This window comes from Sphingomonas sp. Ant H11, assembly GCF_000797515.1.
Classification (GTDB): Bacteria; Pseudomonadota; Alphaproteobacteria; order Sphingomonadales; family Sphingomonadaceae; genus Sphingomonas.
This window is the reverse complement of record NZ_JSBN01000138.1, coordinates 1-15,844: the sequence shown is the minus strand read 5'-3', so window position 1 is coordinate 15,844 and position 15,844 is coordinate 1. Positions and strand designations below refer to the sequence as shown.

The 15,844-nt window shown below is 65.9% G+C and carries 12 protein-coding genes and 3 pseudogenes; 10 read left to right on the top strand and 5 right to left on the bottom strand.

What is annotated here, in order from left to right; translation table 11 throughout:
* Positions 1-82 precede the first annotated feature (82 nt).
* Together NW75_RS19400 and tpiA are read right to left on the bottom strand one after the other, a co-directional pair.
* Complete coding sequence (locus NW75_RS19400; RefSeq protein ID WP_010408130.1) at positions 83-289, bottom strand: hypothetical protein; 207 nt, start codon at positions 287-289, stop codon at positions 83-85.
* A 198-nt stretch (positions 290-487) separates the two neighbouring features.
* Positions 488-1,221, bottom strand: a pseudogene (tpiA, locus tag NW75_RS19395) (triose-phosphate isomerase); the annotation flags it as partial.
* Between the two features lie 140 nt (positions 1,222-1,361).
* Between tpiA and NW75_RS19390 the strand changes: the two are divergent.
* Both NW75_RS19390 and NW75_RS19385 read left to right on the top strand, forming a co-directional pair.
* Positions 1,362-3,311, top strand: coding sequence for a SurA N-terminal domain-containing protein (locus tag NW75_RS19390; protein WP_081988840.1), 1,950 nt, complete (start codon positions 1,362-1,364; stop codon positions 3,309-3,311).
* A complete protein-coding gene (locus tag NW75_RS19385) occupies positions 3,292-4,806 on the top strand; it encodes an anthranilate synthase component I family protein (RefSeq protein WP_171010488.1) in 1,515 nt (504 codons plus the stop codon). The genes NW75_RS19390 and NW75_RS19385 overlap by 20 nt, the downstream gene beginning before the upstream one ends.
* 149 nt (positions 4,807-4,955) lie before the next feature.
* On the opposite strand, the gene NW75_RS19380 is transcribed toward NW75_RS19385, so the two are convergent.
* A complete protein-coding gene (locus NW75_RS19380) occupies positions 4,956-5,402 on the bottom strand; it encodes a hypothetical protein (RefSeq protein WP_033966966.1) in 447 nt (148 codons plus the stop codon).
* Positions 5,403-5,515: 113 nt separating this feature from the next.
* Here NW75_RS19380 and NW75_RS19375 point away from each other — a divergent pair, with 113 nt between their 5' ends.
* The 4 genes and pseudogenes from NW75_RS19375 to moaC all read left to right on the top strand — a co-directional run bounded on the left by NW75_RS19375 (position 5,516) and on the right by moaC (position 8,324).
* Complete coding sequence (locus NW75_RS19375; protein ID WP_033966964.1) at positions 5,516-6,088, top strand: anthranilate synthase component II; 573 nt, start codon at positions 5,516-5,518, stop codon at positions 6,086-6,088.
* Positions 6,085-7,080, top strand: a complete 996-nt coding sequence (trpD, locus tag NW75_RS19370) for an anthranilate phosphoribosyltransferase (protein ID WP_033966963.1) — start codon at positions 6,085-6,087, stop codon at positions 7,078-7,080. Before NW75_RS19375 ends, trpD begins: the two co-directional genes overlap by 4 nt.
* Positions 7,077-7,861, top strand: a pseudogene (gene trpC, locus NW75_RS19365) (indole-3-glycerol phosphate synthase TrpC). Before trpD ends, trpC begins: the two are co-directional and overlap by 4 nt.
* Positions 7,858-8,324, top strand: a pseudogene (gene moaC / locus NW75_RS19360) (cyclic pyranopterin monophosphate synthase MoaC). Before trpC ends, moaC begins: the two co-directional pseudogenes overlap by 4 nt.
* Positions 8,325-8,507: 183 nt before the next feature.
* Here the strand turns inward: moaC and NW75_RS19355 are convergent.
* Complete coding sequence (locus tag NW75_RS19355) at positions 8,508-10,850, bottom strand: TonB-dependent receptor (protein WP_081988839.1); 2,343 nt, start codon at positions 10,848-10,850, stop codon at positions 8,508-8,510.
* Positions 10,851-11,231: 381 nt separating this feature from the next.
* Between NW75_RS19355 and NW75_RS19350 the strand changes: the two genes are divergently transcribed.
* From NW75_RS19350 to NW75_RS19335, 4 genes are all read left to right on the top strand, one after another.
* Positions 11,232-12,242: a sensor histidine kinase gene (locus NW75_RS19350; protein WP_231565332.1), complete on the top strand. Its 1,011-nt coding sequence runs from the start codon at positions 11,232-11,234 to the stop codon at positions 12,240-12,242.
* Between the two features lie 30 nt (positions 12,243-12,272).
* Positions 12,273-13,457, top strand: coding sequence for a molybdopterin molybdotransferase MoeA (locus NW75_RS19345; RefSeq protein ID WP_171010489.1), 1,185 nt, complete (start codon positions 12,273-12,275; stop codon positions 13,455-13,457).
* 71 nt (positions 13,458-13,528) lie between these two features.
* On the top strand, positions 13,529-14,200 hold the full coding sequence (gene lexA / locus NW75_RS19340) for a transcriptional repressor LexA (RefSeq protein WP_033966959.1): 672 nt from the start codon (positions 13,529-13,531) through the stop codon (positions 14,198-14,200).
* 155 nt (positions 14,201-14,355) lie between these two features.
* Positions 14,356-14,721 carry a nuclear transport factor 2 family protein gene (locus NW75_RS19335; RefSeq protein ID WP_052192521.1) on the top strand — a complete coding sequence of 122 codons (366 nt, stop codon included), beginning with the start codon at positions 14,356-14,358 and terminating at the stop codon, positions 14,719-14,721.
* A gap of 511 nt (positions 14,722-15,232) precedes the next feature.
* Here the strand turns inward: NW75_RS19335 and NW75_RS19325 are convergent.
* Positions 15,233-15,751: a hypothetical protein gene (locus NW75_RS19325; protein WP_231565331.1), complete on the bottom strand. Its 519-nt coding sequence runs from the start codon at positions 15,749-15,751 to the stop codon at positions 15,233-15,235.
* Between the last annotated feature and the right edge of the window lie 93 nt (positions 15,752-15,844).

Sequence of the window (15,844 nt, the reverse complement as noted above, 5' to 3'; positions counted from 1 at the left end):
CCCACCGCTGGCGCGGCGGGCCCCTTCCCTCTCCCGGTGGAGAGGGACATTCGATCACTGTGAAAGGGCGCGCCTTAAACCCTCACCCCTCGGTCTTGGGCGTGACCCAGACCGACACCGGCACGACGAATTTGCCGGGTGCGGGTTTGCCGACTTCGACGCGGTCGGCGGTGACCAGTTCGCCGGTGGCGAGATTGAAGGAAATCCAGGGCTTGGGCATCCGCCCGAAGGTCATTTTCTGGATGGGCTGGCCGGTGGCCGTGTTCATGATCGTGGCAATAACACTCATCGCGCCCCGATAAGCGGGGCGCGGTTTGCGTGTCCAGTGGGGATTAAAATGCGCCGCTTAGGCTGACAAAAACGCTTCCCCGGCGGAGGCCGGGGCCCAGTGGCGGGGTGGATGTTGGCGGGCGCTGCGCTTGTTTACACCCAGCGTCACGACTGGGCCCCGGCCTTCGCCGGGGGAAGTGTATGCCCCCCCCCACCCCGCCGCTTCGATGATCGGCACGAATTTCGCCGCGGTCAGGCTGGCACCGCCGACCAGCGCACCGTCGACATCCTCGGTTTCCAGAATCGCCGCCGCATTCGCGCCCGTTACCGATCCGCCATAGAGGATGCGGATCGTGTCGGCGGCGTCGCCGACCAGCGTGCGCAGCTTGGCGCGCGCGATCGAATGGACTTCGGCGATTTCGTCGAGCGTCGGCGTGCGGCCGGTGCCGATCGCCCAGCGCGGTTCATACGCCAGCGTCAGCCATGCGCCGGTGGCGAGATCGGGCACGGATTTCTCGATCTGCGCCTGCACCACGCGCGCGGCGCGGCCGGCGTCGCGCTCGGCATCGGTCTCGCCCACGCACAGGATGACGCCGAGGCCGTGGCGGTGCGCGGCGCTGGCCTTGGCCCAGGCGTCCTGGCTGGTCTCCCCCTGGTCGGCGCGGCGTTCGCTATGGCCGACGTGGTGAAGCTCGCCCCCGCCTCGGCGAGCATCGATGCCGACAGACACCCGGTGTGCGCGCCGCTTTCCGCCGCATGAACATCCTGCCCGCCGAAAGCGAGGCCGGGCACGCGCTGGACGGCGGGAGCAATCAGCGTCGCGGGCAAGGCAATCGCCACATCGACTGCAGGATGCGCGCGCGCCGCAACGGCGATCGCGTCGAGTTCGGCCAAGGCGGCCAGACTGCCATTCATCTTCCAATTGCCCGCGACCAGCTTGCGACGTGTCATGCCCATCCTCTTTTTCTGCCTTTTGCCCAGCGATAACGCCCGTGCCGGATCGCACAAGTCCAAGCCCCGGCTTGAAGCCGCCCGATCACACCCCTAAAGCGGCGGAGACTACGCTCCAGACAGATTGGCCGCTCCCGCTCATGCTCAGTTTTTTCCGCCGAATGATCCGCCACCCGCTGGGGGCCGCCGTCGCGCTTGGATTTGTGGCGTTGCTTGGCCTGGCGTTCGTGCTGTCGGATAAATCGGGCCTGTCGGGCAGCGGCACCCCCGCCGCCAAGGGCGACACCGTCGCCACCGTCGGTAACAAGACGATCGCGCTGGGCGATTTGCAGGCGGCGGTACAGCGCGACTTCAACCAATATCGCCAGGAGCAGCCGTCGCTGACGATGGCGCAATTCGTGGCCGGCGGCGGGTTCGACGCGACGCTGGAACGGCTGATCGATTCGACCGCCTTCCGCCAGTTCGCGCAGAAGCAGGGCATGGTCGTCAGCAAGCAGGCGGTCGATGCGGTGATCGCAAGCCAGCCGGGGCTCACCGGGCTCGACGGCAAGTTCGATCAGGCACGCTATGAAGCGGTACTGAAGCAGAACGGCACCAGCGACGTGCAAGTCCGTACCGACATTGCCGACCAGACGCTGACGCGCCAGTTGATCCTGCCGACGATCGGCGCGAGCCAGGTGCCGGTGCAGCTGGCGCTGCCTTATGCCAGCCTGTTGCTGGAAAAGCGCAACGGCACGGTCGGCTTCATCCCCAGCCAGGCGGTCGCAGCGGGCCCCGCCCCGACCGAGGCGGAACTGAACACCTTCTATACCCGCAACCTGTCGCGCTACCGCGTGCCGGAGCGGCGGATCGTGCGCTATGCGCTGGTCAATGCCGCCGCCGTCGCCGCCACGCCAACCGATGCCGAGATCGCTGCGGCCTATAAGGCGCAGGCGGCAAGCTTCGCCGCCGCCGATCTGCGCACGATCGCGCAAGTCGTCGTCGCCGATCAAGCTGCCGCCACCGCGCTCGCCGCCAAGGTGCGCGCAGGCACGCCGATCGAGCAGGCGGCACGCGCCGCCGGGCTGGAAGCCGCGACGCTGACCGACCAGCAGAAGGCGGCCTATGCCGGGCAGACATCCCCCGCCGTTGCCGATGCGGCCTTTGCCGCCAAGGCAGGCGATGTCGTAGGGCCAGTGCGCGCGCCGCTTGGCTTCATCGTCGCAAAGATCGTGAAACAGCATGTTCAGCCCGCCAAGTCGCTCGCCGAGGCGACGCCCGGCCTGCGCGAGACGCTGCAGAAGCAGAAGACGGCAGCAGCGCTGACCGACAAGCGCAACGCGATGGAAGATGCGCTGTCCAAGAGCAATTTCGACAATCTCGCCACGCAGCAGAAGCTGACACCGCTGCGCACCCCCGCGCTGCTCGCGGGCGGGCAGGACATCGACAACCCCGCCGCCAAACCTGACCCCGCCCTCGCGCCGATCCTCGCCGCCGCCTTTGCAGCCCAAGCCGGAGACAGCCCGCAAACGGTGCCGCTGGGCCCAGATGGCAGCTTTGCGCTGGTCGCGGTCGAGAAGATCGTACCCGCGGCACCGCGTCCGCTGGCGCAGATCCACGATGCCGTGGTGCACGACTTCACGCTCGACCGTGGCCAGCGCGAGGCACGCAAGATCGCCGCAAGCGTCGTCGCCAGCGCCAATAAGGGCACACCGCTGGCCGAGGCGCTCGCCGCGACAAAGCTGAAGCTGCCGCCACTGCGCCCGGTCAACGCGCCGCGCGCCGCGCTGATGGCAAATCCGCGCCAGGTGCCAGCCCCGCTGTCGCTGCTGTTCAGCATGGCCGCCAAGACCACCAAGCTGCTCGAAGCGCCCGACAAGGCCGGCTGGATCATCGTCCATCTCGACTCGATCGAATCGGGCGATGCGCGCGGCAATGACAAGGTGATCGCGGGAACGCGCGCTGACATTGGCAAGGTGATCGGCCGCGAATATGCCGGTGCCTTTGGCAAGGCCGTGCAAAAGGCAGTCGGCACCACGCGCAACACCGCTGCGATCGCCAAGCTCAAGCTCGACATGCTGGGTGGCGTGAGTGCGACCGATCAGCCCTGATACTGCGGCAGCACACGCCGCGCTCGCCACCGGTCGCCCGGCGCTGCTGTGGCAGCGCCAGGTCGCCGATACCGAAACCCCGGTCGCCGCCGCGCTGAAGCTGATCGAGCCGGGGCGGGGCGACTTCCTGCTCGAATCGGTCGAGGGCGGGGAAACGCGCGGGCGGCACAGCCTGATCGGGCTCGCGCCCGATCTGGTGTTTCGCGCGCAGGGCCATGACGCCGCGATCAACCCGCACTGGCTGACCGACCGCGACGCCTTTGCCCCCTGCGCCGAACCGACGCTCGACGCGCTGCGGTCGCTGGTCGCGTCGTGCCGGATGGACGTGCCCGCCGAATTGCCGCGCGCGCTGGCGTGTCTGGTCGGCTATTTCGGCTATGAGACGATCGGGCTGGTCGAACGGCTGCCCCGGCCCGAGAGCGATGCGCTGGGCCTGCCCGACATGATGTTCGTGCGTCCGACGGTGGTGCTGATCTTCGACCGGCTCGCCGACGCGCTGTTCCTGGTCGCGCCGGTCTGGCCCGATGCGACGCGTACGCCCGAGGCGATCGTCGCCGAGGGGCTGGAGCGGATCGAGACGACTGCCGCGCGCCTCGCGACCGCGCCTTTGCCTGCGCCCGTGCGGGGCGAGGCGAGCGAGATCGCGCTGACTCCGACACTGCCGCCCGGCCGCTATGCCGAGATGGTGGCGCGCGCGAAGGAGTATATCGTCGCGGGCGACATCTTTCAGGTGGTGCTGTCGCAGCGTTTCACGGCACCGTTTCCACTGCCCGCGTTCGAATTGTATCGCGCGCTGCGGCGGATCAACCCGTCGCCGTTCCTCTATCATCTCGATCTGCCGGGCTTTGCGCTGACCGGATCGAGCCCGGAAATTCTGGTGCGCGTGCGCGACGGCGAGGTGACGATTCGCCCGATCGCCGGCACGCGCCCGCGCGGCAAGACCGCCGCCGAGGACGAAGCCAATCGCCAGAGCCTGCTCGCCGACCCCAAGGAGCGCGCGGAACATCTGATGTTGCTCGATCTCGGCCGCAACGATGTCGGGCGCGTGGCCACCGCTGGCAGCGTGACGGTGACCGCCAGCTACACCACCGAATTCTACAGCCATGTCATGCACATCGTCTCGAACGTCATCGGCCAGCTAGCGCCCGAGCATGACGCGCTCGACGCGCTGTTTGCGGGCTTCCCGGCGGGCACGGTCAGCGGGGCACCGAAGGTGCGTGCGTGCGAAATCATCGCCGAACTGGAGGGTGCCGTGCGCGGCCCTTATGCGGGCGGCGTCGGCTATTTCTCGCCTGATGGATCGATGGATTCTTGCATCGTGCTGCGCACCGCGATCGTGAAAGACGGCATCATGAACGTGCAGGCGGGGGCGGGAATCGTTGCCGATAGCGAAGCGGCGTATGAACAACGCGAATGCGAGGCCAAAGCGGGAGCGCTTCTCGCCGCCGCGCGCGAGGCGATCGCGCGGGCGGCAGAGAGCGGGTTCGGGCAGTAATAAGCGTCAGCGCTGCGCTTACTTACCCCCCTTTCGGGCTGAGCTCGTCGAAGCCCACCTCTCCACGGGAGCGGGCGTGCCCCCGTGGCGAGATGCCCTTCGACAGGCTCAGGGCGAACGGAGGGGAAGCGTGTCGACGCGCCGCCTCGTTACGGAACCTGGCTCGCCTGACGCTTCGCATCGGCCTTTTCGGCGGCATATTGTTCGGCACGCAACTTGGCGCAGCCGGTCTGGCCGCCCGAGCCGGTCGGCGAGCAGGTATCGGGCAGGCCACCTGCACGGCGGCCGACATCGTCCATCAGGGCGGCGCGATTGACCCAGCTCTGGTTCTGCGCCGGGATCGGCTTGTCGTCGCGCAGCGCCTTGGGAATGCGGTAGGGTTCGCCGACGCGCGCGCACACGACGATTTCTTCATCGGGATTGTTGGACTGCGGGCATTTTTCGTTACCCGTCAGCGTGACCGAGCGAATCCGGAGCGGCGGCTTGCCCGACTCGGCCTGTTTGGCTTCGGTCGTCGAAGCCTGCGGCGCGGTCTGCGCAAACGTCGCGGTGGAGATTGTGGCCAGCAAAACGGCGACGGCGAGAGAGCGCAGCATGGGAAATTCTCCTTGGGACACGGCAACGTGTAGCACGTCTGGTTAGATCCAACCTGAACGGCGTCTTTATCACCGCGATTGTCGTATCAGCACAAACAGGTTAGCGGCGCGCCATGATCCTCGTTATCGACAATTACGACAGCTTCACCTGGAACCTGGTCCACTATCTGATGGAGTTGGGCGCGGAGGTAAAGGTCGTGCGCAACGATGCGCTGACCGCCGCCGAAGCGCTGGCCAGCAATGCGCAAGGATTCCTGATCTCCCCCGGCCCGAAGACGCCGACCGAAGCCGGCATCTCGCTCGACCTGGTCGCGGCCTGCGCCGTCGCCGGGCGACCGCTACTAGGGGTGTGTCTGGGTCATCAGGCGATCGGCCAGCATTTTGGCGGACGCGTGGTGCGCGGCGGGTTGATGCACGGCAAGACCTCGCCGGTGACGCATGACGGAACGGGCGTGTTCAAGGGGCTCCCCTCGCCCTTTACCGCGACGCGCTATCATTCGCTGATCGTCGAGGATTTGCCGGAGACGCTGCTGGTCAACGCGCGCGCGGATGACGGCTCGGTGATGGGCGTGCGCCATGCGACGCTGCCCATCCATGGCGTGCAGTTCCACCCCGAGAGCATCGCCACCGAACATGGCCATGCGATGCTCGCCAATTTTCTGGCGGATGCGGGGATTGTCGGATGACCACCCTCGCCCTCCTCCCCGATACGGCATCGCCGCTCAGCCGCGAAACCGCCGCGCAGGCGTTTGCCGACCTGCTCGACGCGCGAACGTCGGAAAGCGAAATCGAGGCCTTCCTGATCGGGCTGACCGAACGCGGCGAAACGAGCATCGAAATTGCCGAGGCAGCGCGCGCGATGCGCGCACGCCTGCTGCCGATCGATGCACCGCCGGGCACCGTCGACGTCTGCGGCACCGGCGGCGACGGGCATCATACACTTAACGTCTCGACCGCCGTCTCGATCGTCGTCGCCAGCACCGGCGTGCCGGTTGCCAAGCATGGCAATCGCGCGGCCTCGTCCAAGGCGGGCGCGGCGGATACGCTGGAGGTGCTGGGCCTCGACATGCACCGCGCCGGGCTGTGCGCGGAGGCGAGCCTGCGCGATATCGGCATCGCCTTCCTGTTCGCCGCCAATCATCATCCGGCGATGAAACGCATCACGCCAATCCGCCAGCGGCTGGGCCGCCGCACGATCTTCAACCTGATGGGTCCGCTCGCCAACCCCGCCGGGGTGACACGCCAGCTGATCGGCATCGCCCGCCCCGATTACGCAGCGACCTATGCCGCAGCGCTCGAACAGCTCGGCACCGAAGCGGCATTGGTCGTATCGGGCGAGGAAGGGCTGGACGAGTTGTCGAGTGCCGGGCGGAGCGTCGCGGTCAGCGTTGGACAGGTGGACTTGCCCGGCATCATCGTGCCCGAAGACGCCGGATTGCCGCGCCACCCGGTCACCGCGATCCGCGGTGGCGACGCAGCGTATAACGCCGCCGCGCTCCGCCGCTTGCTTCAGGGCGAAGCGGGCCCGTACCGCGACGCTGTTCTCCTCAATGCGGCCGCCGCGCTGATCGTGGCGGGCACCAGCCAGAGCCTTTCCGAAGGCGTGGAGATCGCGCGCGACGCGATCGACAGCGGCGCGGCGAACGGCTTGCTCGATCGATGGATTGCCTATTCATGACCGACGTTCTCACCCGCATTCTCGAAACCAAACGCGCCGAGGTAGCCGCGCGCAAAGCGACGACGGCGATCGCCGAACTCGACGCCCGCATTGCCGCTCAAACCGCGCCGCGCGGCTTTCGCGCCGCGCTCGATGCGCGCGCCGAGACCGGCTATGCGCTGGTCGCCGAGATCAAGAAGGCCAGCCCGTCCAAGGGCCTGATCCGTGCCGATTTCGATCCGCCCGCCCATGCCGCCGCGTATCAGGCGGGCGGTGCGGCGTGCCTGTCGGTGCTGACCGACGAAGCGTGGTTCCAGGGGGCGGACAGCTATCTGACCGCCGCGCGCAATGCCTGTACACTGCCGGTGCTGCGCAAGGATTTCATGGTCGATCCGTGGCAAGTGCCCGAATCGCGTGCCTTGGCGCTGATGCGATCCTGCTGATCATGTCGGCGCTCGACGACGGACTGCTCGCCGAGATCGAGGCGAGTGCGCTCGAATGCGGCATGGACGTGCTGGTCGAAGTGCATTCGCACAGCGAAATGGAGCGCGCGCTGAAGCTCAAGTCGCGGCTGATCGGCGTCAACAACCGCAATTTGCGCGATTTCACGGTGGATTTCGCGCGCACCTATGAACTCGTGTCCAAGGCGCCCAAGGGCTGCACCTTCGTCGCCGAAAGCGGGCTTACCACGCGCGCAGATCTCGATGCGATGGCCGAACATGACATTCGCTGCTTCCTGATCGGCGAATCGCTGATGCGCCAGAGCGACGTCGAAGCGGCAACACGCGCGCTGGTCGGATGAGCGAGCTCACCCATCTCGATGCCGCCGGTGCGGCGCATATGGTCGATGTCGGCGGCAAAACGCCGACCCGACGTGAAGCCGTGGCGACGGGGCGGATCGACATGATCCTCGAAGCCGCGCGCGCAATCCGCGACGGGACTGCGCTGAAAGGCGATGTGCTGGCGGTGGCGCGGGTCGCGGGGATCATGGCGGCCAAGCGCACCAGCGAATTGATCCCGCTCTGTCATCCGCTACCGCTGACGCGCGTGGCGATCGATCTGGTGGTGGACGACCGTGGCGTCACCGCGACCGCGACGGCGGCGACCGAGAGCAAGACCGGGGTCGAGATGGAAGCGCTGACCGCCGTCACGGTCACGCTGCTGACGTCTACGATATGGCCAAGGCGATCGACAAAGGCATGACGATCGGCGGCGTACAATTGCTGACCAAGACCGGCGGCAAATCGGGCGATTGGGCGCGCTGAGGCGCGCATTCTTCCCCAAAAATAGCGCTTCCCCGGCGCAGGCCGGGGCCCAGTTGCGCAGCTCGCGGCAATAGAGCGCTGCGCTCAATGACCACTGCCACTTCTACTGGGCCCCGGCCTCCGCCGGGGAAGAAAAATGGATCGCGGATCGACCTGCACCGCAGGTCGATCGCGATTAGGCGATCAGAACTTGCCGCTCAGCGACACGCCGATGATGCGCGGGTCGTTGAACACGGCGGCGTTGTAGTTGTCGAGCACGCCCTTGAGGTTCTTCTCATTGGTCAGGTTACGCACGAACACGGCCAGTTCGTACTTGTTCTCAGGGGCGGCGTAACCGGCCTTCAGACCCGCTTCGAAAGTGCCGTCCGAGGTGTACTCGATCGTCTTGTACGGCACGAAGCTGGTATAGCCCTGCAGCGTCACGTCGCCCGCGAGGAACAGCTTGCCGCCATTGCCCAGCGGATAGTCATACCGTGCATTGGCATCGAGCTGATATTTCGGCGCGTCGGGCAGGACGTTGCCGTTGATCTGCGCGAGCGTTGCCGCGCCGACATTGATCGTCGGGTTGAGCACGGTGCAGGTGACGACGCCGTTGAGCTTGCAGACCGGCGCATAAACGCGCGTGTCGTTGATCTCGGTGTGCAGCACGCTGCCCCCCAGGCCGAGCGTGAACTCGGGCACCGGACGCCAGGTCAGCTCCGCTTCGCCGCCCCAGGCCTGCGCCTGGTTGGCGTTGAACAACAGGCCGTTATTGTTGGCGTCGTTGCCGTTCAGCTGGATGTTGTGGACCTTGTAGTAGAAGCCCGTCGCGTTGAAGCGCAGCGTGTTGCCGAACAGGTTCGACTTGATGCCGGCTTCATACGACGTGATCGTCTCCGACGTGGCCGTCACGAAGGCCGAGCTGAACACGGCGTTGCGGCCCTGGATCGTCGGCCCGCGGAAACCGTGCGAAACGCGCGCGAACACGTTCACATTCGGCTCGACTGCATAGTTGAGGCTGCCTTCCCAGCTCGGCTGGGTATCGGCCAGGCGCACATAGCTCGCGGCCGCAGCCGGGAAGGTCGATACGCCCGCTGCGTTGCGCGGCGGCGTGACGAGGCGCGTGGTCTTTTCGTCATAGGTCACGCGCACGCCACCGGTCAGCGTCAGCTTGGGGAGCAGCTCGTAGCTCGCCTGGCCAAAACCGGCATAGGACGTGTTGACGTTGCGCAGCACGACGAAATTGTTCGGGTTGGGCGTGGTGCCGAACGAATTGTCGAGCAGGAAGAAACCGCGCTGGTCAAATTCGGTCGTATCGCGCGATTCGAAGTAGATGCCGCCGATCTGCCACTTGAAGCGACCGGTGCCGTTGCTGGCCAGACGCAGTTCCTGGCTCAGCTGGTCGAGATCGCGCACGCGGCCCTGGCTCTCGCCGTAGAATTTGCCGCCCGCGAAATTGACCGCAGCACCGCCATCGGTGTCGCCGCGGCTATAGCCCGACGTCGATTCATACGCGGTGATCGAGGTCAGCGTGACCGCGCCGAAATCGTTCTTCGCGTTGAACGAGCCGCCATAGGTCCGGTACGCTTGTGGGTTGTTATGGCCCTCATCGAGCGCGATGCTGTCGCGCGGTTCGGCGCTGACATCGTTGGTGCCGAGCTTGATCGCGCCGCGATGGAAGATCGTCGACGTGCCCGAGTAATTGCGCGCATGCGCCGAAACGATGCCGGTGAAGCCGGTTTCGGGCGGGGTCAGCATCAACTGGAGGCGGACATCCTTTTCCTCGAACCCGCCGAGCTTGTTCTTGCCGCCGACGGTGCCGTCGTCGCTCGGGCCGGTATAGCTGTTGTCGATCCAGTTATCGCGACGCTGATACAGGCCCGACACGCGGAACGAGAGCACGTCCTTGACGATCGGCCCGCCGACGCCGGCGTCGACCGACACCGTGTTGTAGCTGCCATAGGACGCCGTCGCACGGCCTTCATAATCGTTGGTCGGCTTGTTGGTGTCGAACTTGATGATGCCGGCCGTGGTGTTACGGCCGAACAGCGTGCCCTGCGGCCCGCGCAGCACTTCGATCTGGTTCACGTCGAACACCGGGTTCGACTTCAGCACGACATGCTCGAGCACGACGTCGTCCTGGATGATCGACACGGGCTGCGACGCGCCGAGGTAGAAATCGATATTGCCGAGGCCGCGAATGTAGAAGCGCGGGAAGATCTTGCCGGTGGTCGTCTCGGCATAGAGGCCGGGGACGCGGTTGGCGAGTTCGAGCAGCGTATCGCCGCCACCCGCCGTGAAGTTGCGCAGATCGGCACCCTGCAGCACGCCGACCGAAACCGGCACCTTCTGCAGGTTCTCGCTGCGACGTTGCGCGGTGACGACGATGTCCCCGAGATTATCGTCGGCGGCGGGCGTCTGCACCGCTGCGGCTGCGGCAGGAGCATCCTGCGCGCTGGCAGCGCTGGCACCGGCAAGCGCGACAAACGCGGTGCCGAACAGGAGTGCGGACTTGGCGACGAGTGATTTGGACACGATGTTCCCCATTTGTGAGTTTAGCGTACTGCGGACATGACAACACGCGCGCAGCCCCCTTTGCGGGTGTCTGCGCGATGCGCTCTGAGCGGGCTTCGACTTGGTAAAGTCTGGTTGCTGAGGCGCGGCTAGGCCGAGATTATGTCGCGATTGTGACAGTTTGGACCGAAGGCCGGGATTGACCCGCGACTGTGGTTTCCGTGCAACTACCCTGTGCGTGTGCGACCAATGGGCCCGTTTGCGGCAAGCGCGCGCCTTCGCGTAAGGAAGGACAAGCTGACCGAGGAGGATCATCCGAATCTTGATCGAGAGCACTGCGCAGCCCCGAGGGAACTGGTACCTGGCCGAATGAATCACATACGACCGAACCTGCTGGAACGATTGCCGCTCCTGATGGACCGCCCCATCGCGGCTTACGCCCTCGCTACGGTGTCGGCCGTTCTGGCGGGACTTTTACGTAGCGCGCTGAACCCGTATTTCCCGCCGGGCTTTCCGTTTCTCACCTTCTTTCCGGCGGTCATCATCTCGGCGTTCCTGTGGGGTCGGGGGCCGGGCGTGCTGTCGGCGATTCTGTGCGGGCTTATCGCCTGGTATTTCTTCATCCCGCCGCTGTTCAGCTTTCAGATCGAGGTGCCAACCGCGACCGCGTTGCTCTTCTATATCGGCGTCGTCGCGGTTGATATTGCGCTGGTCGATATGATGCAAAAGGCCAACGCCCGCCTGCGCGAAGAACGCGAACGCACGCGTGAACTGGCGGCCCAGCGCCTGGATCTGGTCGAACGCAGCAATGTGCTGTTCCACGAATTGCAGCACCGCGTGTCCAATAATTTGATGATGGTCGCCGCATTGCTCAGCGTGCAGCGTCGCGCGATCGCCGATGAGGCCGCCAAACAAGTCCTCGACAACGCCGTCCACCGCGTCCAGCTGATCGGGCGAATCCAGCGGCAATTGTATGACGTGAGCGGGGGACAGGTCGCCCTTCATGCCGTGGTCACCACATTGGTCGCCGATCTCGCCGAGGCCGGCGGGAAGCCCGGAATCGCGTGTCGCGTCGACGCGCAAACCGATCTCGTGCTCGATCCCAATGCGCTGATCCCGCTGGCGTTGATCCTGGCGGAGGCCGTCGCGAACGCCTTCGAACATGGCTTTGCCGATCGCGAAACCGGGCGGATCGACGTGGTCGTACAGCGCACCGACGACACGCTCGACCTCAGCGTTACCGACGATGGTGCCGGTTTGCCCGATGGGTTCGACATGACCCGCACGACCAGCCTCGGCCTGACCATCGCCAGCACCCTGGCGCGGCAATTGGGGGGACGGTTCGATGTCGCGGCAACGCCGACTGGCGGTACGATCACCCGGCTGACGATCGAGCGGATTGCCCCACCCGCGACGACCCGCTGATACCCGCCAGCCTTACCGGAAAGCATGACGATGGCCTCTCCTCTGATCTCCGTGTCCGATGCGCAAGCGCGCCTGTTCGCGCTTGGTGCCGCAGTACCGAGCGAAACGCTTCCACTGGCCGCGGCCGCCGGACGCTGGCTGGCAAGCGAGGTCTACGCCTTGCGGACCCAGCCCTATGCCGATCTCTCGGCGATGGACGGCTTTGCGGTGCGGTTCGACGATTTGCCGGGGCCGCTGCGCGTGATCGGCGAAAGCGCCGCCGGACGCCCCTTTACCGGGACGTGCGGCGCGCACGAAGCGGTGCGCATCTTTACCGGTGCCGCCGTGCCGCCGGGGGCCGATAGCGTGCTCGTTCAGGAAGAGGCCGCGCGCGAGGGCGACAGCCTTACTCTGTCCGGCGATGGCCCGGTGCGCGGCGGCAATATCCGCCGCAGGGGGCTCGATTTCGCCAGCGGTGAGGTGCTCATCGCGAAGGGCGAGCGGCTGACAGCAGCGCGCGTCGCACTGGCGGCGATCGCCGGACACGCCGAATTGACGGTCGCGCGGCGGCTGCGCGTCGCGGTCGTGGCGAGCGGGGACGAACTGGTTGCGCCGGGTGCCAGCGGGCCACCCGATGCGCTGCCCGAATCCAACAGCGTGATGCTGGCGACGTTGCTTGGTGATTTGCCTGTCGACGTCCTTCGGCTCGGCATCCTGCCCGACCGGCTCGATGCCATCGCCGCCGCCTTTGCGGCGGTGGAAGCCGACATTCTCGTCACCACCGGCGGTGCCTCGGTCGGCGACCATGACCTGATCCGTCCCGCACTGGAGGCGGCAGGCGGGAGGATCGATTTCTGGCGGATCGCGCTGCGGCCCGGCAAGCCCATGCTGGCAGGGCGTTTGCGCGGGACTACGGTGCTGGGCCTGCCCGGCAACCCGGTGTCGGCCTTCGTCACCGCGACGGTGTTCCTGCGCCCGCTGATCGCGCATCTGAGCGGCGCGCGCGATGCGATGCCGGTTTTGCGCACGGCGATCCTCGGTTCGGCGTTGCCCGCCAACGGCGTGCGGCAGGATTATCTGCGAGCGGAGACGCGCGACGGGCGGGTGTATGTCGCGCAGCGCCAGGACTCGTCGTTGTTGCGGACGCTCGCCGAGGCCGATTGCCTGATTGCCCGTGCACCGCATACGCCAGCCGCCGAGCCCGGCGACTCGGTGGAAATCCTCGCGCTCCCGTAAAGCGCGCGCTTGACGCGTGATTTTTCGTTCCGTATAGGTTCGTTGTCTGTTCCGACGAAAGGGCCCGAGCGATGCTAACGCGCAAGCAGCATGAGCTGATCTGCTTCATCAACGACCGGCTTGATGAGACCGGGGTGTCGCCGTCGTTCGAGGAAATGAAGGAAGCGCTCGACCTCAAATCCAAATCGGGCGTCCACCGCCTGATCAGCGCGCTCGAGGAACGTCAGTTCATCCGCCGCCTGCCCAATCGAGCGCGCGCGCTCGAAGTGCTGAAAATGCCCGAGCGTGGCACCAACACACCGACCAAAACCACTGCTGCGCCCGCCGCCAATCTCCGCGCGATGCCGGAGCCCGCCAATGACGTGATCGAGATCCCGCTGCACGGCCGCATCGCCGCCGGTGTGCCGATCGAAGCGTTCGAAGGCGCCTCGATGCTTGCCGTCCCCGCCGCCCTGCTCGGCAATGGCGAGCATTATGCGCTGGAAGTCGCCGGGGATTCGATGGTCGAGGCCGGGATCCTCGACGGCGATTATGCACTGATCAAGCGCCAGGAGGTTGCGCGCGACGGCGAAATCGTCGTGGCGCTGATCGAGGAAAGCGAAGCCACCCTCAAATTCTTCCGCCGCGAAGGCGCGATGATCCGGCTCGACCCCGCCAACCGGGCGTATGACCCGCAGCGTTATGCACCGGCGCAAGTGCGCGTGCAGGGCAAGCTGGCGGGGATTTTGCGGCGGTACGATTGAGGGGGAGCTCTGACGGGTTTCGCCCGATGGTCACCGCTCAAGATCCTGATCAGCGGCTCGATAGCTCTCCTTCCTTTGGAAGGGCTTGAACAGGCTGAACAGTCTCGTCCCAGGGATGTTATGAACAGCCAACCGGATTAACGCGGGAGGAAATTGTGTCGGAAGCGCCAGAAGTCGATCTGTTGCACGCGAGCATCCAACGCGTCTGGAACGAGCGTGACGACGTCGTCCGGCTCGCTGCAATCGACGAGATCTACCACGCGTATGCAACAATATTCGAGCCGGCCCGCGCAGTCAGCGGCCATAAAGCCATATCCGAGGTGGTGGCAGGTGTTCTTGCCGATATGCCGCCCGGTTTCCGCTTCGAAATCGATGGGCCTGGCCTCGGCCATCACGGCGTCGCAACGGCGCGGTGGAAGGGTGGCCCGCCCGGTGAAATCACGGTGACCGGTGTCGATGTTGCCCGTGAGAAAGACGGGAAGCTGATCGAACACTATTTCTTCTTCAATCCGTCGCAGTGAGACGCCGCAGAAGCAATCTTGTCTAAGGAGAGAAAGGGGGCAGGCACGTTAAAAAGCCATCTGCTTTCCGCCAATTGCGTAGATAGCCATCTTCAAGCATTCTACTATGGGCAAGTCCGGTGGGAAACACGACTTGAAGCGCGAGATTTGGTTTAAAAAGGTTCTATGGAGCTACATGCCTGTAATCTGACGGGCCTCTTATTAATTTGTGGACTCGTCTTTATCGGGGTTGGCGGGGTTTTTGTGGGGCAGTGGGCGCTGCGAGCCGCCGATGTAGACGGTGCGGACGACTGGCCCTTTTTGCTGATAATCCCGACCGTTATCTCTGGGTGGATCATCGCAGAACGCCATAGTTAAGTTCATAGTGAGCCGCAGTTTGAACGACCGCTTCCCACCAAAATTTGGCCGCGCCGGGCGGGGAGGATGATGTCGGGCCAATTCTATACCGGTCGGTGTTTCAGATATGCTGCCGTCCGACGGGCGCTCCGCCTTCGCGCAACCGAGAAGCCCGTCATCGACGCCCGGCCATCGCTTGATCCCTTCTCCCACTCCCACCAAAGCGTCCGTGCCGTACCCCCGGCAATACCGGCATCGTCACCCACGGATGCCGGCGCCCGCATGGCGCACCGTGCGAACCGACGCCGTGCCAAGCGCGATCGCCACTCCCCCCGCTGCGGGCCAGCGTCGCCCGGTCGAGCCGTAGCCAGCGCGGTGCGCAGCGGCGCGGCAGGCGGCGTTCGCTGATGACGATGTCGGCCTCTGCGCACGCCGCCATCAGATCGGGCGCGGGGACGAGATAGGCGCTGCGCGTCGCGAGGATGCGCCAGTCGCGGCCGCCGGCGCGGCGCGTCATCAGGCACAGGTCGCGGCTGCAGCGCGCTTCGGGCTGTTCGGACATCAGCACCGGTAGGTCCTCAATCCCGCCATTCTCCGCCAGCATGTCGGCGGTGTAATCGCCGGTACGGTCGCGCAGCAGCGCCAGATCGCCGCGTGCTGTGCGGATCGCGACGTGGCGGCCGTCGCCCGTCACCAGCACGTCTGGCGCGGGCGCAGCAGCGCCCATACCGCGCCGACCGCGAGCGGCAGCAGCCCCAACCGCCGCCAGCGCGTGCGCCATAACACG